The following is a 20326-nucleotide window of genomic DNA, read 5'->3' on the forward strand; positions in this document are numbered from 1 at the left end:
CTTCGCCGAGGAGTGAGATCCGGCCGCCGGGGAGTGCCGTCCGGGCGTCGCGCGGGGCTACGCTGCCGATCATGCTTGTCGCCGCCGCCGTCTGTCCCTGCCCGCCCCTCCTCGTGCCCGACGTCGCCGCGGGCGCCGCACCCGAACTGGACGCCGCGCGTGCCGCCTGCACGGACGCGCTGGGGGTACTGGCCGCCGCGCGGCCCGACCGGCTGGTGGTCGTGGGCCCCGCCGAGCAGAGCGGGCGTGGGCCGCATCCGGAGGGCGCTCGGGGCACGTTCCACGGCTTCGGTGTGGACCTCGATGTCCGGCTGGGCCGGAACGGGGCCCGGGTTCCGGAAAGCCCGGCGGCCGGATCCGGACCCGTCGAGGGCGCCGATCGTCCCCTGCCGCCGTCGCTCGCGGTCGCGGCCTGGCTGCTCGGTCGTACGGACTGGTCGGACGCCCCCGTCGAAGGTCTCGGCGTGGGGGAACCTCTCGCGGTCGAGCGGTGTATCCAAAGCGGAAGGGAAATCGCCACACGGGCCGAGCGGGTGGCGCTGCTGGTGATGGGCGACGCCAGCGCGTGCCGCACGCTCAAGGCGCCCGGGTATCTGGACGACCGGGCGGCGGGTTTCGACGCGGCGGTGGCGCGGGCGCTCGGGGCGGCCGACGTGGCCGCCCTTCAGGCGCTGGACGCGGAGCTGGCGTACGAGCTCAAGGCCTCCGGCCGAGCCCCCTGGCAGGTGCTCGCCGGTGCGGCCGAGGGCGCGGGGCTCGCGGGCGCGCTCCTGTACGAGGACGCGCCGTACGGGGTGGGGTACGTGGTGGCGGCCTGGTCGTAGGGGTTGGGGCGGGCGTGGGGCCGGGTGCCGCGCGTAGTGCCTGGGCTGGCCGGTCTGAGCGCCTGGGACGGTCGTGCGTGGCGCTTGGGACGGTCGAGGGGCCTGGGTCTGGCGTAGGAGAAGGGCTGGCCGGTCTGAGTGCCCGTGACAGGTGCGCTCGGCGCCCGGCACGGTCGTAGGGGCCGGGGCCGGCCCGGCTTGAGTGCCTGGGCGGTCGTGCGTAGCGCTTGGCGCGGTCGTAGTGCCCGCGTCGGCCGGTCTTGAGTACCCGGGACGGTCGGTGCGAATGCCTGGGGCGGTCGGTCGTCGCGCCCCGGTCGGTCATAGTTCCCGCGCTTGCTCGAGCCTCCGCGCCGGTCGTGGTGCCCGCGCGCGCCGGGCGCACGGCACCGAGCGGGACAAGCCCCCGCCGGGGATTCGGGCAGCGGCGAAGCCGACAGGTGCAGGGCGTCAGGCGGACGCGTCAGGCGATGTGTCAAGCGTGGGCCGTAGGGCGCGGGGCGTAGGCCGTCAGTGGGCCGCCAACACGGCGGACGGCCCGGACTTCAACGTGCTCCGAGGCCGTCCGCCGATGTGGTGTCGCTCAGGATGCCGAGGGCGGTGATGCCGGGGGAGACGGGGGCGTCGCGCCGCCGTCCGTGCCGTCACCCTCCTTGTGCGCGAGTCGGTCCAGGGCGCCCTTGGCCTTGCCCGTGCCCGTCTGGATCTTGTCGCTGTACTTGCCCTTGGTCTTCTCATCGGCCGGCTTCGCGGCCTTGTCGAGACCCTGCTCGATCTTGTCGATCTTTCCCCCGTGCTGCTGCGCGAGGTCGGAGACCTTTTCCCTGGCAGGCGCGAGCCGGGCCTTCACGTTGTCCAGGAGACCCATGGTTCACCTTCCCTCGCGGGACAGCTACTTGCGGGCGCCCTCGCCGGCCTCGCTGTCGGCGGCCTCCTCGGCGGACTGCTGCTTCGGGATCTCGACGCTCTCCGCTGCGGAGTCGTCGGACTCCGCAGACGCAGACTCCGACTCCGTCGTCGCTGAGGACGAGGTCTCGGTCTCGGCCTTCGCCGCCCCCTTCGCCGCGTCCTCAGAGTCCTGCGCATCCGCCCCGGACTCGGCCGTCACAGCGCCCGCTTCAGCCTCAGCGGTCGACGCCTCCTCCGAACCCTTCGACTTAGGCCCATCTTTACGAAGAAGCCGTGCAAAAACGCCCATATCATCTCCATGCTCTACTCATGTGGGCGAAATTCCGCGTTGCCCGGTGCGTCCCATTGCGTCGCCCGGGTCACCGGCCCTCACGACCGGCGGCTGGAACCTCGCAACAGGCAACGACCCCGGCCGCGCGCCGTCACGTCGCTCGTTCGAGAAGAGGCCCCGAGGTTTGCGAGACTGTTGCGGTGAGTAGTCCTGCCCCCGCCCCGCGGGTCATCGCCGTCGTCGGTCCCACCGCGGCGGGAAAGTCCGATCTCGGCGTCCATCTGGCCCAGCGCCTGGGCGGCGAGGTCGTCAACGCCGACTCGATGCAGCTCTACCGGGGGATGGACGTCGGCACCGCCAAGCTGACGCCCGAGGAACGAGGTGGCATCCCGCACCACCTGCTGGACATCTGGGACGTGACGGTCACGGCGAGCGTCGCCGAGTACCAGCGTCTCGCGCGCGACCGCATCGACGCACTCCTCACCGAGGGCCGCTGGCCGATCCTCGTCGGCGGCTCCGGGCTGTACGTCCGGGGGGCCGTCGACAACCTGGAGTTCCCCGGCACCGATCCGGAGGTACGGGCCCGCCTGGAGGAGGAGCTCACCCTGCGTGGCTCCGGTGCCCTGCACGCCCGGCTGGCCGTCTCCGACCCCGAGGCCGCCCACGCGATCCTGCCCAGCAACGGCCGCCGGATCGTCCGGGCCCTGGAGGTCATCGAGATCACCGGCAAGCCCTTCACCGCCAACCTCCCCGGCCACGACTCCGTCTACGACACCGTGCAGATCGGCGTCGACGTGGCGCGCCCCGAGCTCGACGACCGCATCGCCCTGCGGGTGGACCGCATGTGGGAGGCCGGCCTCGTCGAGGAAGTGCGCGCACTGGAGGCGCAAGGGTTGCGCGAGGGGCGTACGGCGTCGCGTGCCCTCGGCTACCAGCAGGTGCTCGCGGCGCTCTCGGGGGAGTGCACGGAGGACGAGGCACGTGCCGAGACCGTACGTGCCACCAAGCGCTTCGCGCGCCGTCAGGATTCCTGGTTCAGACGCGATCCACGGGTGCATTGGCTGAGTGGGGCTGCGGCGGATCTCACAGAACTTCCGCAGCTCGCGCTGGCGTTGGTCGAACGACCGGTCACAGCCTGATCACGTCCTGGCATCGGGACGCTCCGGCCGTCATCCCGGTCTCCGCGGCCGTGCCATCATCGAGCTTCGATCGACCAAGTGGAGTCCGAGTTGGGAGGGCGCGTGGCGATGGAGGCCGGCCCTCGCGACACCGCACAAGGCGCGGAGCAAAGCACCGCCACCGGCGGGGCGCACGACACCGCACAGGAGCAGCAGGACCCCGATGAGGACCGACTGAGCCCGGACGGGCCCGACGAGATCACCGGCGGGGTCACCGCCGACGGTCCCGAGCCCGACGAGATGTTCCCCGGGCCGGAGGTCGAGGTCGAGCTCCGCCCGCAGCGCCGCATGCGCATCTGGCAGCTCGCACCCATCGTGAGCCTCGCCGCGCTCGGCTCCCTGATGTTCGCCTTCCCGCTCGCCTTCGACTTCGGCGACAGCGGGGCCATGATCGCCATGCTCGGCCTGCTGATCTGCTCCTGTGCCGCCGGCTGGGGCATGATGGCCGCCCGCCGCGTGGGCTACACGTGGCCCGGCCTCCCGCAGCGCGGCTCCGGCCGCCGCCCGGACTGGCGGGTCGCCATCGCGTACGCCGTGGTCGTCGCCGCTGTCGTGGTGCTCGCCGTGTGGCGCGTGGCCCGGCTGCGCTGAGCCTTCCGGGCGGCATGCCTCCGCGTTCGTGGTTCTGCCCGAGGTCCGGTGTGGTCCGGCTGCCGGACCGCTCGGCCGGGTTGTCGTACCGAAGCCTTACGATCGAGGAATGAGCACGCGGATCGCCTTCCTCAAGGGGCACGGGACCGAGAACGACTTCGTGATCATCCCCGACCCCGAGAACGTCATCGACCTGCCCCCGGCCGCCGTCGCCGCCCTGTGCGACCGCCGCGCGGGCATCGGCGGCGACGGCCTGCTGCACGTCGTACGGTCCGCGGCGCACCCCGAGGCCCGGGCGATGGCGGCCGAAGCGGAATGGTTCATGGACTACCGCAACGGCGACGGCTCGGTCGCGGAGATGTGCGGCAACGGAGTGCGTGTGTTCGCCCACTATCTCCAGCGCGCCGGACATGTGGCCGAAGGTGACATCGCCGTCGCCACGCGCGGAGGCGTCAAGACGGTGCACATCGCCAAGGAGGGCGACATCACCGTCGGCATGGGCAAGGCGCTCCTCCCCGAAGGGGACGTCACCGTGAGCGTCGGCGATCGCCACTGGCCCGCGCGCAACGTCAACATGGGCAACCCCCACGCCGTCGCCTTCGTGGAGGACCTCGACCACGCCGGAGATCTGTACACCGCGCCGCCGTTCAGCCCCGCCTCCGCGTACCCGGACGGCGTGAACGTCGAGTTCGTCGTCGACCGTGGTCTTCGTCACGTCGCTCTGCGTGTCCACGAGCGAGGCTCCGGCGAGACCCGCTCGTGCGGCACGGGCGCGTGCGCCGTGGCCGTGGCGACGGCACGCAGGGACGGCGCCGACCCCGCGGTGACCGGCACACCGGCGACGTACACGGTCGATGTGCCCGGCGGGCGCCTGGTGATCACCGAGCGGCCCGACGGCGAGATCGAGATGACCGGGCCCGCGGTGATCGTCGCAGAGGGTGAGATCGACGCCGGATGGCTCGAAACCGCGACCCCCTGAACCTTCGCTCGAATGGGTGATCCGTTTCACGCTCGGCGAGAGGCGGTCGGCCGGGCGTGGTGGGCTCGGTAGCATCAAGCACCGGCCCGGACGGGGGAACGACGCCATCCCCAGAGCCGCGCAGTACGCCATGGGGCACCCCGTCCGCCGGTCCACGCAGCCGGAGGTGCCCATGAGTGCGGAGGCCACGAACCCCGCGACGCCCGGCCCCATGACGCCCGGGGCACAGCGCAGGAGAAGCCGCCCCCGGATCGACCTGCGGCGCCTCGGCCGGGCCGCTCTCCTGGGCCCCGCGGTCCGCGGTCGGCTGCCCGACGCGATCGGTCACGTGGTCGAGGCCCATCGCGCCCACCACCCCGACGCCGACCTGGACCCGCTGCGCCGCGCGTACGTCCTCGCCGAGTCCTCGCACCGCGGCCAGATGCGCAAGAGCGGCGAGCCGTACATCACGCACCCGCTCGCCGTGACGCTGATCCTCGCCGAACTCGGCGCGGAGACCACGACTTTGACGGCGTCTCTGCTCCACGACACCGTCGAGGACACGGAAGTGACCCTCGATCAGGTGCGTGAGGAGTTCGGCGAGGAGGTCCGCTATCTCGTCGACGGCGTGACGAAGCTGGAGAAGGTCGACTACGGGGCGGCCGCCGAGCCCGAGACGTTCCGCAAGATGCTCGTCGCCACCGGCAGCGACGTACGCGTGATGTCGATCAAGCTCGCCGACCGGCTGCACAACATGCGCACCCTCGGCGTGATGCGCCCCGAGAAACAGGCGCGCATCGCCAAGGTGACGAGGGATGTACTGATCCCGCTCGCCGAACGCCTGGGCGTGCAGGCGCTGAAGACCGAGCTGGAGGATCTCGTCTTCGCGATCCTGCACCCCGAGGAGTACGCCCACACCCGCCAACTCATCGTCAACAACGCCTCGCGCGCCGACGATCCCCTCGAGGAGATCGCCGAAGAGGTGCGCGTGGTCCTGCGCGAGGCCGGTCTGCAGGCCGAAGTCCTCATCCGGCCACGGCACTTCGTCTCCGTGCACCGCGTCTCGCGCAAGCGCGGCGAGATGCGCGGCTCCGACTTCGGACGCCTCCTGGTGCTCGTGAATGAGGACGCCGACTGCTACGGGGTCCTGGGCGAGCTGCACACCTGTCTCACGCCCGTGGTCTCGGAGTTCAAGGACTTCATCGCCGTCCCCAAGTTCAACCTGTACCAGTCGCTGCACACCGCGGTCGCCCGCACCGACGGCCAGGTCGCCGAAGTCCTCATCCGTACGCACCAGATGCACAAGGTCGCCGAGGCAGGAGTCATCGCGCTCGGCAATCCCTACGCTCCTCCTTCGGAGGAGCAGACGGACGGCGACGGCACACGGGTCGGCGACGCGGTGGACGGCGAGCGCGCCGACCCGACCCGTCCCGGCTGGCTCTCCCGCCTTCTCGACTGGCAGGAGGCGGCCCCGGACCCCGACACGTTCTGGTCCACGCTCCGCGAGGACCTCGCCCAGGACCGGGAGATCACCGTCTACCGGCCCGACGGCGGCACGCTCGGGCTGCCCGCGGGCGCCAGTTGCGTCGACGCCGCGTACGCCCAGTACGGCGAGGACGCGCACGCCTGCATCGGCGCGCGCGTCAACGGCCGCCTGGTGAGGCTCAGTACGGTCCTGAGCGACGGCGACACCGTCCAACTGCTCATGGGCCAGGACGCGGCCTCCGAGCCCTCCAGGGAGTGGCTGGAGCACGCGCACACGCCCGTGGCGCGGATCGCCATCACCCGCTGGCTGGCCGCGCACCCCTCGCCCGCCACGCCGCCCGAGGCTCCCGCCACGACCCGCCGCCCGTCCGCGGACGCGCCCGCCGCGCGCCCGGCCGCCGCGGACGTCGTCGTCGACCAGCCCGGCGCGACCGTACGCCTCGCGGGCTGTTGTACGCCCGTACCGCCCGACGACATCACCGGCTTCGCCGTACGCGGCGGAGTGGTGACCGTGCACCGCGTCGAGTGCGCGGGCGCGACCCGTATGAAGGACCTCGGGCGCACGGAGGTCGCAGTGCGCTGGGGCGACACCTCGGAGTGCCGCGTCACGCTCTTCGTCGAGTCCTTCGGCCGCCCCCACCTGCTCGCCGACCTCACCGAGGCCATCGCCCTGGAGGGCGTCGACATCGTCTCGGCGACCGTCGAACCGCCCAGCCAGCAGCGCGTACGCCACACCTACACGCTCCAACTCCCGGACGCCGCCCACCTTCCCGTGCTGATGCGGGCGATGCGCAACGTCCCGGGTGTCTTCGACGTGGGCCGCGCACAGCACCAGACGACAACTCCGTAGAGCAGCGATTCGACGGAAAGCGCCCGTTCGGGTGGGCTCGGCGCGAGTCGTCGCCGTAGGACGGGCGGTCGCTGATAGCCGTGGTCCATGCTGCGCACCCCCAGGACCACCCCCCGTACCGGGCCCCCACGCCAGAAGGCCCCGCGACGGCTCCGCACGGCGTTCCTCGCCTCCGCGGCCTCCGTCTGCCTCATCGCCGCCAGTGCCCCCGCTCCGGCCCCGCTCGGCATCGGCGACCGGCTCTTCCCGCACCTGGGCAACCCCGGGTACGACGTCACGGCGTACGACCTCTCCTTCACCTATCCCGGCAGCAACAGCAAGCCGCTGCCGGCCGTCACCACGATCGTGGCCAGGCCGACAGACTGGCTGGAGCAGGTCAATCTTGACTACTCGCTCGGAACAGTGCGATCCGTCGAGGTCAACGGCGAGCCGGCGGAGTTCCGGAGCGCCGGGGAGGACCTGGTGGTCACGCCCGCGGAGCCACTGCCGCCCGGCATCCGGATGCGGATCACCGTGCACCACGACAGCAACCCCGTGTCGACCAAGGACCAGGACAGCGGCTGGGTGCGGACCGAGGACGGCCTCGCGATGGCCAACCAGGCCGACGCCGGCCACCGGGTCTTCCCGAGCAACGACCACCCCTCGGACAAGGCCCTGTTCACCTTCCGGGTCACCGCGCCCAACGGCTATACGGCCGTCGCCAACGGGCTTCCCCTGGACGTGAACCGGCGCGCCGCCGCGACCACCTGGACGTACCGGACCGAGCACCCCATGGCCACCGAACTGGCCCAGGTCTCCATCGGCCGCTCCTCCGTGCTGCACCGGAGCGGGCCGGACGGTCTGCCCGTTCGTGACGTGGTGCCCACCAAGGACCGCGAGCTGCTGGAACCGTGGCTCAAGAAGACACCCGACCAGATCGCCTGGATGCAGGGGAAGGTCGGCGACTACCCCTTCGAGACGTACGGGCTGCTGATCGCCGAGGCGCGCACCGGGTTCGAACTGGAGACACAGACGCTCTCCCTCTTCGAGAAGGAGCTCTTCACACGGCCCGAGTACCCGAAGTGGTACGTCGAGGCGATCATGGTGCACGAACTGGCGCACCAGTGGTTCGGCGACAGCGTCTCGCCGCGCACCTGGTCCGACCTGTGGCTCAACGAAGGCCACGCCACCTGGTACGAGGCCCTCTACGCCGAGGAGAAGGCCGGCAAGACCATGGAGGCACGGATGCGTGCCGCCTACCGGGCCTCCGACACCTGGCGCGCCACGGGAGGCCCGCCCGCCGCGCCCAAGGGGGCGGCGCCCGGCGAGAAGCTCAGCATCTTCCGCCCGAACGTCTACGACGGCAGTGCCCTGGTCCTGTACGCGCTGCGCGAGGAGATCGGCCGCCGCTCCTTCGAGCAGTTGGAGCGGACCTGGGTGAGCACCCACCACGACGGGGTCGCGGACACCGCGGACTTCACGGAGCTCGCCTCGGGCATCGCGGACCGCGACCTGAGCGGATTCTTCGAGGCATGGCTCTACGGGGAGAAGACCCCGCCCATGCCGGGCCACCCCGACTGGCGCAGCGAGAAGCCCGGGGAGAAGCCCGCAGCGAAACCTGCAGCGAAGCCCGCGGAGAAGCCCGCAGCCAAGCCCGCCAAGCCCACGCGATAGGCCCGAAAATCCGGTGACGAGACGGGCCGTGCCGTGCGAACATCTTCACGTCGACGCCACTTCGGGTCGGCGGCACGGCCCTCCGGAATCCGGCCGGGAATCTCCCGGCGGCCCCGGACGTTGTCGTGGATGTCGGACGGAAGTCCGTCGTCCCACAGGTATCCCCATCGACGTAAGGACCCAATGACCTCCTCTTCTTCCCCTTCCCAGGACACGCAGAGCTTCGCGCAGAACCACCCCGACGGTCTTCGGGCCGATGCCCTGATGGAAGAGGACGTCGCCTGGAGCCACGAGATCGACGGAGAACGGGACGGCGACCAGTTCGACCGCTCCGAGCGTGCGGCCCTGCGCCGCGTCGCGGGCCTCTCCACCGAGCTCGAGGACGTCACCGAGGTCGAGTACCGACAGCTCCGTCTGGAGCGCGTGGTGCTCGTCGGTGTGTGGACCTCCGGGACCGCGACCGATTCGGAGAACTCCCTCGCGGAGCTCGCCGCCCTCGCCGAGACGGCGGGCGCGCTCGTGCTCGACGGCGTCATCCAGCGCCGCGACAAGCCCGACGCGGCCACCTACATCGGCTCCGGCAAGGCCAACGAGCTGCGGGACATCGTGCTGGAGACCGGCGCGGACACCGTCATCTGTGACGGTGAGCTCTCGCCGGGCCAGCTGATCCACCTCGAAGACGTCGTCAAGGTCAAGGTCATCGACCGTACGGCCCTGATCCTCGACATCTTCGCTCAGCACGCCAAGTCCCGAGAGGGCAAGGCGCAGGTCGCGCTCGCGCAGATGCAGTACATGCTGCCGAGGCTGCGAGGCTGGGGTCAGTCGCTGTCCCGTCAGATGGGCGGCGGCAAGGGCGGCGGCCTCGCCACCCGTGGTCCCGGTGAGACCAAGATCGAGACCGACCGGCGTCGTATCCGCGAGAAGATGGCGAAGATGCGCCGGGAGATCGCGGACATGAAGGTCGGCCGCGAGATCAAGCGCCAGGAGCGCCGTCGCAACAAGGTGCCCTCCGTCGCCATCGCCGGGTACACCAACGCCGGCAAGTCCTCGCTGCTCAACCGCCTCACGGGCGCGGGCGTGCTGGTGCAGAACGAACTGTTCGCCACCCTCGACCCGACCGTGCGCCGTGCCGAGACGCCCGGCGGGCGGATCTACACACTCGCGGACACCGTCGGCTTCGTCCGGCACCTGCCGCACCACCTCGTCGAGGCGTTCCGCTCCACGATGGAGGAGGTCGGGGACTCCGACCTGATCCTGCACGTGGTGGACGGTTCGCACCCGGCGCCGGAGGAGCAGCTGGCCGCCGTGCGCGAGGTCGTCCGCGACGTGGGCGCGAACAAGGTGCCCGAGATCGTGGTGATCAACAAGGCGGACGCGGCCGACCCGCTGGTGCTCCAGCGGCTCATGCGGAACGAGAAGCGGTCCATCGCCGTCTCGGCCCGCACGGGCCAGGGCATCGCCGAGCTGCTCGCGCTCATCGACGTCGAACTGCCGCACCCCTCGGTCGAGATCGAGGTGCTCGTGCCGTACACGCTCGGCCGGCTGGTCGCGCGCGCCCACTCCGAGGGCGAGGTGATCTCCGAGGAGCACACCCCGGAGGGCACCCTGCTCAAGCTGCGGGTGCACGAGGAACTGGCGGCGGAGCTGCAGGCGTATGTTCCGGTGCCGGCTGTCTGACGTCCGAAGTTTGATGTCTGACCCGTCTGCTCCGATCTGTCTGCTCTGATCGAAAGAACGGCGAAGGCCCGCCCCCTCCGGCAGGGGGCGGGCCTTCGCCGTATTCGTGGTGCGGACGCCGTGGGCGTGACGCCGGCGTGCGTACGGGCGCCTACTTGGCGCCGTACTCCTTGCTCATGTTGTCGAAGAGCGTCTTGGCGCCCTGGCCCAGCTGCGGTCCCGCGAGCCAGGTGTTGTCGGTCGGGCCGATCGAGGTGTTCGAGACGAGCACGGTCTTGCCGTCGACGACCCGGAACCAGCCGCCGCCCGACGAACCGCCGGTCATGGTGCAGCCGATGCGGTACATCGTCGGCAGACTCGGGCTGAGCGAGAGCCTGCCCGGCCGGTCGACGCACTTGTGCATGATCAGACCGTTGTACGGCGGCGCCGCCGGGTAGCCCCAGGCGCCCATCGTGCCCGCGTCCGCCGCGGCGGGGGTGGAGAAGTCGACGTCCAGCGCCGTACCGACGGTCTCCTCAAGGGACTTGGAGCCCGACTCCGGCTTCACGTGCAGCACCGCGTAGTCGTACGCGGCACCGTCGCCGCCCGACTCCGAGCCGCCCTGGATCCACTCGTTCGAGGTGGACGCCCAGTCCGCCCAGTACTGCCCGTACGGGGAGATCTCCTGCTGCGTCGCGTTGGCCAGCTCGGCCTCGGACTTGCCGAGGTCGTTGTAGGCGGGCACGAAGGCGATGTTGCGGTACCAGCCGCCGCCACCACCCGCGTGGACACAGTGACCGGCGGTCCACACGAGGTTGGACTTCCCGGGGTTGCGCGGGTCCTTGACGACCGTGCCCGAGCAGACCATCGAGCCCTCGGGGGAGTCGAAGAAAACCTTCCCGACCGGGGCGGCATTGTCGTGGTACGGGGTCTCTTCCCGCGTCGCGGTGACCGGGGCCGGTGCCGGGTCGCTCACGCCCTGGTCGGCCGAGGCGTCCTTCGCGGAGATCGTCTTGTCCGGGTCCTTGGCGGACTTCATCCGCTCGGGCTTCCAGAGGCCCTCGATCACCGGGTTGACGAAGTCCTCGGCCTCAGTGAGCCACTTGTCCTTGTCCCAGTTCTTCCATTCGCCGTCCTTCCAGTCGTCGACATCGATGCCGTGCTCCTTGAGCCTGTCGGCGATGTCGGCCGGAATTTCGATCTTGTCGCCGCCGGAGGCCCCGGAGCCGGTGGCGGCCGGCTTGTCGGCGGCGTTGTCGTCGCCCGACTCGCAGGCGGTGGCGGTGAGCGTCAGAGCCGCTGCCAGCCCGGCGGCGGCGAGGACGCGGCGTCGCCCGCGCATCCCCGAAAAGGACGGACGTGTGGAACGCATGATGTTGTTTACCCCCGATTGAACGTGCAGCTTTCGTCTGCGGGTCAGGCGCGAAGAGCGCGATCAAGGCTCTCCGCGGAGCCCGTGTCACCGCGACACCCCACTATGCCCGGGGAGTCGAGGACGAACGGCGGCCGGGCGGTGAAGGTTCTCGTGAGGCCCACCCCCACCCTGCCGCCGTCCGTCCCTGCGGCGCTACTTGCTGTACTGCTACGGCTCCGCCACTGCTGCGGCTGCGCCGCTATGGTCGCTGCGCTACTGCTGCGCCGCGAACTTCTTGCTTACCGAGTCGTAGATTCCCTTGGCCTCGGTGCCCAGGTGCGGCCCCGCGAGCCAGCCCGCGGTCACCGGGCCGATCGAGGTGTTGGACACCAGCGCGGGCTTGCCGTCCGAACCCGCCGCGACCCAGCCGCCGCCCGACGAACCGCCGGTCATGGTGCAGCCGATGCGGTACATCGTCGGCTGGGACTCGGCGATCGAGAGCCGGCCCGGCTTGTCCGCGCACTGGAACATGGTCTCCCCGTCGAACGGCTTCGCCGCCGGGTAGCCGGTCGCGGTGATGTCCCCGACCTCCGAGACGGCCGGAGCGTTGAAGTCCACCGGGAGCGCCGAACCGACGGTCTCCTCAAGGGACTTGCCCCCGCTGCCCTTCTCCGGCGTCACATGAATGACCGCGAAGTCGTACGAGGCGCCGTCGCCGCCCGTCGCGCCGCCCTGCTCGATCCACTGGTCCGAGGTCTGGGCCCAGTCACCCCACCAGAGACCGTACGGAGCGACCTCCTCCTTGGTGGCCGTCGCGAGCTCCGTCGCCGACATGGCGTCGTTGTTGTACGAGGGCACGAAGGCGATGTTGCGGTACCAGCCGCCCTTCTTGCCCGCGTGCACACAGTGGCCCGCGGTCCACACGAGGTTGGACTTGCCGGGGTTGGCCGGGTCCTCGACGACGGTCGCCGAGCAGACCATCGTGCCCTCGGGGGAGTCGAAGAACACCTTGCCCGCCTCGGGCGCGTTCTCGTGGTACGCCGCCGGGACGCCCTTCGCCTGCACGGGCGCCGGCTCCGGGTCGGTCACGCCCTGGTCGCCCGAGAGGTCGTTCTCGTCGACGCCCTTGCCCTGGTCCGGGTCCTCGGCCTCACGCATGCGGTCCGGGTCCCACAGGTCCTTGATGATCGGGTTGATGTAGTCCCCGGCCTCGCGCAGCCAGTCGTCCTTGTCCCAGTTCTTCCAGGCGCCGCCCTTCCACTGGTCGATGTCGATCCCGTGCTCTTTGAGCCTGTCCTTGATGTTGTCCGGGATCTTGATCTTGCCGTCGCCCGCCGCGGACGCCGACGCCTGCGCGCCCGCGTTGGTGTCCTCCTCCGAACCGCAGGCGGTGGCGGTCAGCGCCAGCGCGGTGGCCAGTCCGACCGCGGCCAGCATGGGGGAGGTTCTGCGGCGCGAGCTCCCCCCTCGACGGGCGGCGAAGAGCGGGCGTATGGGTCGCATGGTGTGACTCCCCCTGGAGGTGAACGAACAACTCTGTGCTGCCACATGGGACTTCGTACGGATCCGGTGACCCGGATGTGTCCGACGTGAACCGTGGGTGCTGATCAGCGGGAATTCGCTGAACGGCACCACAGACTATGCCGTTGCTGTGGGGGACTTCCGACGGAACCGCAACGGTTCCGTCACGGCAAGGATCTTCGCCCCACCGTTGCCCCTCGCGGTCCTCGTCGTTGGTACGTACGGGGGACGTTCCGGCTGCGTTCATTCCCCGTCGCCTCCCACCGGGCGGCCGAGCAACTCGCCTCTTCTGGACAGCGGGAGGACCGACAGACGTGGCTGTGACCGAGTCTGCGCCCGAGATGGCGCCCGCGATGCCCGAGGCCGCGGGGGTGTGCGCGACGCAGGAGAACGGCGGGGCGCGCGCGGCGCACGAGGGGATCCTGCGGCGCCAGGCGGCGCGCGAATCCGCGGCGCGCACCTATGCACGCGCTCTTCCGATCGTCCCCGTCCGCGCGCGAGGTCTGACGATCGAGGGCGCCGACGGGAACCGCTACCTCGACTGCCTCTCGGGCGCCGGGACGCTGGCCCTCGGCCACAACCACCCCGTCGTACTGGAAGCCATCAGGAAGGTCCTCGACTCCGGGGCGCCGTTGCAGGTCCTCGACCTGGCCACACCCGTCAAGGACGCCTTCACCACCGAGCTGTTCCGCACGCTGCCGCCCGGTCTCGCCGACCACGCGCGTGTGCAGTTCTGCGGGCCCGCCGGCACGGACGCCGTGGAAGCAGCCCTGAAGCTGGTGCGAGCCGCGACCGGGCGCAGCGGGATTCTCGCCTTCGCCGGCGCCTACCACGGGATGACCGCGGGGGCGCTCGCCGCATCCGGGGGCGCGTCCGACGTACGTGTCGCGCGCCTGCCCTATCCGCAGGACTACCGCTGTCCGTTCGGGGTCGGCGGCGAGCCGGGGGCCGAACTCGCCGCGCGCTGGACCGAGTCCATCCTCGACGACACCAAGTCCGGGGTGCCGAGCCCCGCCGGGATGATCCTGGAACCGGTGCAGGGCGAGGGCGGAGTGATTCCGGCCCGCGACGACTGGATGCGGCGGATGCGGGAGATCACCTCGGCGCGCTCCATCCCGCTGATCGCCGACGAGGTCCAGACGGGAGTCGGACGGACCGGCGCCTTCTGGGCCGTGGAGCACAGTGGCATCACACCCGACGTGATGGTCCTCTCCAAGGCCATCGGCGGCAGCCTGCCGCTGGCGGTCGTCGTCTACCGCGAGGACCTCGACGTGTGGGAACCGGGCGCCCACGCGGGCACGTTCCGCGGCAACCAGCTCGCCATGGCAGCCGGCGCCGCGACCCTCGCGTACGTCCGTGAGAACGGCCTCGCCGAACGGGCCGCGGCTCTGGGGGCGCGCATGATCGCTCAACTCCAGAGCCTTGCCGACGACTTCGGCTGCGTCGGCGACGTGCGCGGCCGGGGGCTGATGATCGGCGTCGAAATCGTGGACCCCGAGAAGCCGCCCTCGTCCCCCGGCGGACCGTCGCCCGCGGCCCCCGAACTGGCTGCCGCCGTCCAGCGGGAGTGCCTGCGCCGCGGGCTGATCGTGGAACTCGGCGGACGGAACTCCAGCGTGGTGCGCCTGCTTCCACCGCTCACGATCAGCGACGAACAGGCGAGCGCGGTGCTCAACCGGCTGGCGGACGCGGTGGCGGAGGTCGCCAAGGCGCACACCGGCCCGACGGCCGAGAGCACCCGGCGGGCAGCGACCGGGCCCGCCCCAAAGGTCGGGCACGCCCAAGGCACCGAGCACAACCAACGGGCCGAGCGATCCGGATAGCGGTCGGCCAGGTGGACGGCTCGGCAGTGGGGTCCTGGAGATGCCGGCTTCCGGTGACACCCGCAAGTCACCACCAGAACTGCCTCCTCCACCCCCGCACCCCCGAAACCGGACGACACCCGCACCCGCATCAACCACGAACAGCACGGGTCCAACGCACGCCGGAACAGCCCCGGTTCGTCGCCGCACGAACCTGAACCACCCCCGAGGAAGCCTCTTGAACGCCATCCCCGCACCCGACGGCCACCCCTACACCCACGAGCGAGGAGGGCGCGGCACACAGGCCCCGCTCGGGTCGGGGGCCGAATCGGTCCCCAGGCAGAAGACCGGGTCCCAGGAGTCCGAACGGCTGCGCGGCGCCACCACCGACCTGCTGGAGCACCCCGACCCCCACACCGCGGCCCAGGCCGCCGCCATCGAGAACCTGCTGCGCTGCTGGGTACGCGAGCACGACCTCGCCGCCCCCGACGACGGCACCCTCCGCATCCCGCTCCCCGCGAGCGGCACAGCCCTCGTCGTTCCCGTTCACTACTGGTCCTCCACGGGGTGGCACCGCCTCGGCCCTCCCTACCTCTCCGACGCCCCCGACCAGGCGCCTCCCACGGACGCGGTCACCCTCGCGGCCCTCCTGGGACGCGAGACCCCGACGGCCGGCGCGCCCACCCAGCCGACCGCTCTCACCGCCCCGGACGCTCCCGCCGAGCCAATCGCCTCCGCTGCGGCGGACGCTCCAGCTGAGCCCCAGGCCTTCGCCACGGCGGACGCTCCCGCCCAGGATCAGGCCCAGTCCCAGGCCCACGCCTCGGCCGACGGCGGTGACCTGGTCGGCCGAGTCGCCGACTCCGTACGGCGGACCGTCCTCTTCATCACGGACCGCAGGGAGAATCCCGCCGACGGCCCCGACCTCTTCCTCTCGGCCGAGCAGGCGCTGCTGCTCGGCCACCCGCTGCACCCCACCCCGAAGAGCCGCGAGGGACTCTCCGGGGCCGAAACCCGGCTCTACTCACCCGAGTTGCGCGGCTCCTTCCCCCTGCACTGGATGGCCGTCGCCCCCTCCGCGCTCGCCACCGACTCGGCCTGGACCGAGCGAGGCCGCCTCGTGCCCGCAGAGCAGCTCACCTCCCGCCTCGCCGGCGCCGGGCTGCGGTTGCCCGACGGATACGCCGCGCTGCCGATGCACCCCTGGCAGGTCCGCGAGATCCGCCACCGCCCGGACACGGCGAAGCTTCTGGACGCCGGGCTGCTCCTGGACCTCGGTCCCCATGGCTCCCCGTGGTACCCCACCTCCTCCGTACGCACCGTCTACCGCTCCGACGCCCCCGCGATGCTGAAGCTCTCGCTGGGCCTGCGCATCACCAACTCCCGCCGGGAGAACCTCCGCAAGGAACTCCACCGCGGTGTCGAGGTCCACCGACTGCTGCGCGGCGGCCTCGCCGAGCAGTGGCAGGCCACGCACCCGGGCTTCGACATCGTCCGCGACCCGGCCTGGCTCGCGGTGAACGACCCGGACGGCAACCCCGTGCCCGGCCTCGACGTGATGATCCGCCACAATCCGTTCACGCCGACGGACGACGTCTCCTGCGTCGCCGGACTCGTCTCACCCAGGCCCCAGGCCCAGCCCACCGGACAGCAGCACCCCGAGCAGAGCAGGACCACGACTCGGGCCAGGCTCACCGAGATCGTCACCCGGCTCGCCGGACGTACGGGCCGGCCACGCGGTGCCGTCGCCGCCGAGTGGTTCCTGCGCTACCTGGAGCAGGTCGTCCGCCCCGTCCTCTGGCTGGACAGCGAGGCGGGCATCGCGCTGGAGGCCCACCAGCAGAACACCCTGCTCCTGCTGGACCAGGAAGGGTGGCCCGCGGGCGGCCGCTACCGCGACAACCAGGGCTACTACTTCCGCGAGTCCCGGCGCGCGGAACTGGACAAGCGCCTTCCCGGCATCGGTGAACAGAGCGACACGTTCGTCTCCGACGAGGTCACCGACGAGCGCTTCGCCTACTACCTCGGCATCAACAACGTGCTCGGCCTCATCGGGGCCTTCGGCTCCCAGCGTCTCGCCGACGAACGGCTGCTGCTCGCCGCCTTCCGCCGATTTCTCACCGACGTCGCCTCGGGGCCCGCCCGGCCGCGTACCTCCCTGCCCGCCCAGCTGCTCGACTCACCCGTTCTGCGCTGCAAGGCCAACCTGCTGACCCGGCTGCACGGACTCGACGAACTCGTCGGTCCGGTCGACACCCAGTCCGTCTACGTCACCATCGCCAACCCCCTTCATTCCTGAGGAACATGACCCACCCCGTCTCCTGAGAGGAGCGTCGCCGTGCCTCCCACCGATGCGAGCACCGACGCCGGTACCGCCCCCTACACCACCGCCGGCAGCGACACGGGTCCCGGTGCGGACACCGAGGACACCCTCGATCTGCGCCTGCCCGACGAACTCCTCGCGTTCTTCGCCGAGCAGGCCGAGAAGGCCGGAGGAGCGCAGGGCGAGGCGGCCGGGGGAGCGACGGCCGAAGCGGCCCGGGGAGCCGCGGAATGGGCAGAGTGGAACGGCGGGGGCCGGAGCACGGCGCAGGCCTCGGCGCCGGGCACAGCGTGGCCCGCCCCGGTCGCCCCGGCCGGTGACGACCTGCTCGACCGTGTCGGTGCCTGGGGGCCGACCGCCACCGCCGCGGGCGTCTTCCACCTCGTCCCCGTAGACCTCGACCGAGACCTCCCGCTCATCAGCCGCTGGATGAACGACCCTGCGGTGGCCGCCTTCTGGGAGCTCTCCGGACCCGGGACGGCGACCGAGGACCATCTGCGCGCCCAGCTCGGCGGCGACGGACGCAGCGTCCCCTGTCTCGGCGTGCTGGACGGCACGCCGATGAGCTACTGGGAGATCTACCGGGCGGACCTCGACCCCCTGGCCCGTCATTACCCCGCCCGCCTTCACGACACCGGTATCCACCTCCTCATCGGCGGTGTCGCCAATCGCGGGCGTGGACTCGGCACGACTCTGCTCAGAGCCGTCTCCGATCTCGTCCTCGACCGTCGTTCCTCGTGCGCACGCGTCATCGCTGAACCCGACCTTCGCAACATCCCCTCCGTGTCCGCCTTTCTCAGTGCCGGCTTCCGGTTCTCCGCCGAGGTCGATCTGCCCGACAAGAAGGCAGCCCTCATGGTCAGGGATCGGGCCCTGCGCGATCTGTTGTAGCGCCGTCACTTTTAGTACACCGCTCGCTCCGATCAGGTTCCCAGTCGAGGAGTCCCCGTGCCGAACCAGTCCGCCGCCCCGACTCCCGGAGAGCCGTCGTGGCTCTACGACCCGCCCGAGCTGAGCCCGGAGCGATGGGAAAGAGCGGGGCGCCGCCTGCTCGCCAAGATGATCGGGGAGTTCGCGCACGAGGAGATCCTGGTACCCGAGGCGGACGGGAACAGCCCCGGTGCGGCCGTGGCAGCCACCTGTCCTCCCGAGGCCACGGGACCGGCCGGAGCTCCGGACCCCAGAGGAGACGATTCGCCGCCCGGCACAGGCGCCGACGACGAGCGTTCGTACACCCTCCGCCTCGACGCCGGCGGCATCGTCGGCTTCCGCGCCCGCCGCGGCGCGTACGACAGCTGGCAGGTCGATCCGTCCTCCCTCACCCTGACCGAGGCAACCGGAGCGACAGGCGAGGCCGTAGGACCGGGACCCTCGCGCCTCTACACCGACCCCCTCGACTTCCTCACCCGCGCCCGCGCCACGCTCGGCCTCGACGGCGCCACCCTCGGGCACGTCATCCGGGAACTGACCACCACACTCGCCGCGGACGCGCGCCTCGACCACACGGCACTGCCCGCCGCCCGGCTCGCCGATCTCGGATACGCCGAGCTGGAGGGCCATCAGACGGGCCACCCCTGGATCGTCCTCAACAAAGGCCGCCTCGGCTTCTCCGCCACGGACGCCGCCCACTGGGCACCCGAGGGCCGCAGAGGGACGGCCCTGCCGTGGATCGCGGTGCACACCTCACTGGCCACATACCGAGGCGTCGCGGGCCTGGAGACCGCGGACGAGCTCTACGCGCGCGAGCTCGACCCCGCCACCAGGGAGTCCTACGACGTCGCACTACGCGCGCGTGGGCTCACGCCGGAGTCGTACCTCTACCTGCCCGTGCACCCCTGGCAGTGGAACGACGTCGTGCTGCCGCTCTTCGCGCCCTCCGTCGCCGCCGGCGCCATCGTTCCGCTGCCCCCGGACGCCGATTTACGCCTGCCCCAGCAGTCGGTCCGCACCTTCCTCAACACCTCACGCCCGGACCGGCACACCGTCAAACTGCCGCTGTCCGTCCTCAACACCCTGGTGTGGCGCGGCCTCCCGACGGAACGCACTCTCGCGGCACCCGCTGTCACCGCCTGGATGCACGGCCTGCGCGACGCGGACCCTTTCCTGCGTGACACCTGCGGGGTGATCCTCCTCGGCGAGGTCGCGTCCGTCACGGTCGGACACCCCGTGTACGACACGCTTCCGGAAGTCCCGTACCAGTACAAGGAGTTGCTCGGCGCGATCTGGCGCGAGCCGCTCTGCCGCCATCTGGCGCCCGGTGAACGCGCCCGCACCCTGGCCGCCCTCCTGCACACCGACCCCGACGGCCGGGCCTTCACGGCGGAGCTCGTCGAGCGCTCGGGGCTGGCCCCGCGGATCTGGCTGCGCCGGCTCTTCGCCGCGCTGCTGCCGCCCCTGCTGCACTTCCTCTACCGCTACGGCACTGTGTTCAGCCCACATGGCGAGAACGCGATCGTTGTCTTCGACGACCACGACGTACCCGTCCGGCTCGCGGTGAAGGACTTCGTGGACGACGTGAACGTCAGCGCCGAGCGGCTACCCGAGCACGCGTCCATGCCGGACGACGTACGGGCCGTGCTGCTCACGGAACCGGCCGCCTTCCTCACGCAATTCATCCACTCCGGGCTCTTCGTCGGTGTCTTCCGCTATCTGGCGCCGCTCTGCGAGGCGCAACTGGGCGTTCCGGAGGCCGAGTTCTGGTCGCTCGTCCGGGCGGAGATCCTCCGTCACCACAGGCTCTTCCCGGAGCTCAAGGAGCGCTACGAAACGTTCGACCTGCTCACTCCGCGTATCGAGCGGCTGTGCCTCAACCGCAACCGACTGCATCTGGACGGCTACCGCGACCGCCCCCAGCGCCCGCACGCCGCCGTGCACGGCACCGTTCCGAACCCGCTGCACCAGCCATGATCACCGACGACGTGACCGACCTCGTCACCGATCGTGCAGCCGTC

Annotated in this window: 15 protein-coding genes; 11 read left to right on the plus strand and 4 right to left on the minus strand. The window is 71.2% G+C overall.

The genetic code is table 11. The features are described from left to right. The first annotated feature begins 71 nt into the window (after positions 1-71). Positions 72-824 carry a class III extradiol dioxygenase subunit B-like domain-containing protein gene (locus ACN20J_RS35150; RefSeq protein WP_419667548.1) on the plus strand — a complete coding sequence of 251 codons (753 nt, stop codon included), beginning with the start codon at positions 72-74 and terminating at the stop codon, positions 822-824. A 583-nt stretch (positions 825-1407) separates the two neighbouring features. On the opposite strand, the gene ACN20J_RS35155 is transcribed toward ACN20J_RS35150, so the two are convergent. Both ACN20J_RS35155 and ACN20J_RS35160 read right to left on the minus strand, forming a co-directional pair. Next, positions 1408-1692: an antitoxin gene (locus ACN20J_RS35155; protein ID WP_190226828.1), complete on the minus strand. Its 285-nt coding sequence runs from the start codon at positions 1690-1692 to the stop codon at positions 1408-1410. Positions 1693-1716: 24 nt separating this feature from the next. After that, entirely contained in the window at positions 1717-1932 is a 216-nt protein-coding gene (locus ACN20J_RS35160; protein WP_307887504.1) for a gliding motility protein, read from the minus strand. Between the two features lie 272 nt (positions 1933-2204). Here ACN20J_RS35160 and miaA point away from each other — a divergent pair, with 272 nt between their 5' ends. From miaA to hflX, 6 genes are all read left to right on the plus strand, one after another. Continuing rightward, positions 2205-3143: a tRNA (adenosine(37)-N6)-dimethylallyltransferase MiaA gene (miaA, locus tag ACN20J_RS35165; protein ID WP_189841074.1), complete on the plus strand. Its 939-nt coding sequence runs from the start codon at positions 2205-2207 to the stop codon at positions 3141-3143. 108 nt (positions 3144-3251) lie between these two features. Then, positions 3252-3773: a hypothetical protein gene (locus tag ACN20J_RS35170; protein ID WP_361895593.1), complete on the plus strand. Its 522-nt coding sequence runs from the start codon at positions 3252-3254 to the stop codon at positions 3771-3773. Between the two features lie 109 nt (positions 3774-3882). Continuing rightward, on the plus strand, positions 3883-4752 hold the full coding sequence (gene dapF, locus ACN20J_RS35175; RefSeq protein ID WP_419667549.1) for a diaminopimelate epimerase: 870 nt from the start codon (positions 3883-3885) through the stop codon (positions 4750-4752). 172 nt (positions 4753-4924) lie between these two features. Then, positions 4925-7066, plus strand: a complete 2142-nt coding sequence (locus tag ACN20J_RS35180) for a RelA/SpoT family protein (protein ID WP_189841076.1) — start codon at positions 4925-4927, stop codon at positions 7064-7066. Positions 7067-7153: 87 nt separating this feature from the next. Further along, the gene (locus tag ACN20J_RS35185; RefSeq protein ID WP_189841077.1) at positions 7154-8719 is read left to right on the plus strand and encodes a M1 family metallopeptidase; all 1566 of its coding nucleotides are present in this window, start codon (positions 7154-7156) and stop codon (positions 8717-8719) included. Between the two features lie 183 nt (positions 8720-8902). After that, positions 8903-10396 (plus strand): GTPase HflX, encoded by a 1494-nt coding sequence (gene hflX / locus ACN20J_RS35190; protein ID WP_189841078.1) that lies wholly within the window; start codon positions 8903-8905, stop codon positions 10394-10396. 151 nt (positions 10397-10547) lie between these two features. On the opposite strand, the gene ACN20J_RS35195 is transcribed toward hflX, so the two are convergent. Together ACN20J_RS35195 and ACN20J_RS35200 are read right to left on the minus strand one after the other, a co-directional pair. Continuing rightward, positions 10548-11747, minus strand: coding sequence for a trypsin-like serine peptidase (locus ACN20J_RS35195; protein ID WP_189841079.1), 1200 nt, complete (start codon positions 11745-11747; stop codon positions 10548-10550). Positions 11748-12002: 255 nt separating this feature from the next. Continuing rightward, positions 12003-13232 carry a trypsin-like serine peptidase gene (locus ACN20J_RS35200; RefSeq protein WP_189841080.1) on the minus strand — a complete coding sequence of 410 codons (1230 nt, stop codon included), beginning with the start codon at positions 13230-13232 and terminating at the stop codon, positions 12003-12005. A 371-nt stretch (positions 13233-13603) separates the two neighbouring features. On the opposite strand from ACN20J_RS35200, the gene ACN20J_RS35205 reads away from it, so the two are divergent. From ACN20J_RS35205 to ACN20J_RS35220, 4 genes are all read left to right on the plus strand, one after another. After that, positions 13604-15073 carry a diaminobutyrate--2-oxoglutarate transaminase family protein gene (locus ACN20J_RS35205; protein WP_259333675.1) on the plus strand — a complete coding sequence of 490 codons (1470 nt, stop codon included), beginning with the start codon at positions 13604-13606 and terminating at the stop codon, positions 15071-15073. 217 nt (positions 15074-15290) lie between these two features. Next, positions 15291-17351 carry an IucA/IucC family protein gene (locus ACN20J_RS35210; protein WP_189841081.1) on the plus strand — a complete coding sequence of 687 codons (2061 nt, stop codon included), beginning with the start codon at positions 15291-15293 and terminating at the stop codon, positions 17349-17351. 39 nt (positions 17352-17390) lie between these two features. Then, positions 17391-18266 (plus strand): GNAT family N-acetyltransferase, encoded by an 876-nt coding sequence (locus ACN20J_RS35215; RefSeq protein ID WP_189841082.1) that lies wholly within the window; start codon positions 17391-17393, stop codon positions 18264-18266. 57 nt (positions 18267-18323) lie between these two features. Beyond that, complete coding sequence (locus ACN20J_RS35220) at positions 18324-20282, plus strand: IucA/IucC family protein (protein WP_373310726.1); 1959 nt, start codon at positions 18324-18326, stop codon at positions 20280-20282. Positions 20283-20326 lie beyond the last annotated feature (44 nt).

The sequence above is a fragment of the Streptomyces sp. 2-1 genome (genome assembly GCF_048564895.1).
In the GTDB taxonomy this organism is placed as follows: Bacteria; Actinomycetota; Actinomycetes; order Streptomycetales; family Streptomycetaceae; genus Streptomyces; species Streptomyces phaeochromogenes.

Coding starts and splice junctions, on each gene's coding strand:
- ACN20J_RS35205 (WP_259333675.1), top strand. CDS start 13,604: ATGCCCGAGGCCGCGGGGGTGTGCGCGACGCAGGAGAACGGCGGGGCG.
- ACN20J_RS35155 (WP_190226828.1), bottom strand. CDS start 1,692: ATGGGTCTCCTGGACAACGTGAAGGCCCGGCTCGCGCCTGCCAGGGAA.
- ACN20J_RS35150 (WP_419667548.1), top strand. CDS start 72: ATGCTTGTCGCCGCCGCCGTCTGTCCCTGCCCGCCCCTCCTCGTGCCC.
- ACN20J_RS35180 (WP_189841076.1), top strand. CDS start 4,925: ATGAGTGCGGAGGCCACGAACCCCGCGACGCCCGGCCCCATGACGCCC.
- ACN20J_RS35200 (WP_189841080.1), bottom strand. CDS start 13,232: ATGCGACCCATACGCCCGCTCTTCGCCGCCCGTCGAGGGGGGAGCTCG.
- ACN20J_RS35195 (WP_189841079.1), bottom strand. CDS start 11,747: ATGCGTTCCACACGTCCGTCCTTTTCGGGGATGCGCGGGCGACGCCGC.
- hflX (WP_189841078.1), top strand. CDS start 8,903: ATGACCTCCTCTTCTTCCCCTTCCCAGGACACGCAGAGCTTCGCGCAG.
- dapF (WP_419667549.1), top strand. CDS start 3,883: ATGAGCACGCGGATCGCCTTCCTCAAGGGGCACGGGACCGAGAACGAC.
- ACN20J_RS35170 (WP_361895593.1), top strand. CDS start 3,252: ATGGAGGCCGGCCCTCGCGACACCGCACAAGGCGCGGAGCAAAGCACC.
- ACN20J_RS35185 (WP_189841077.1), top strand. CDS start 7,154: ATGCTGCGCACCCCCAGGACCACCCCCCGTACCGGGCCCCCACGCCAG.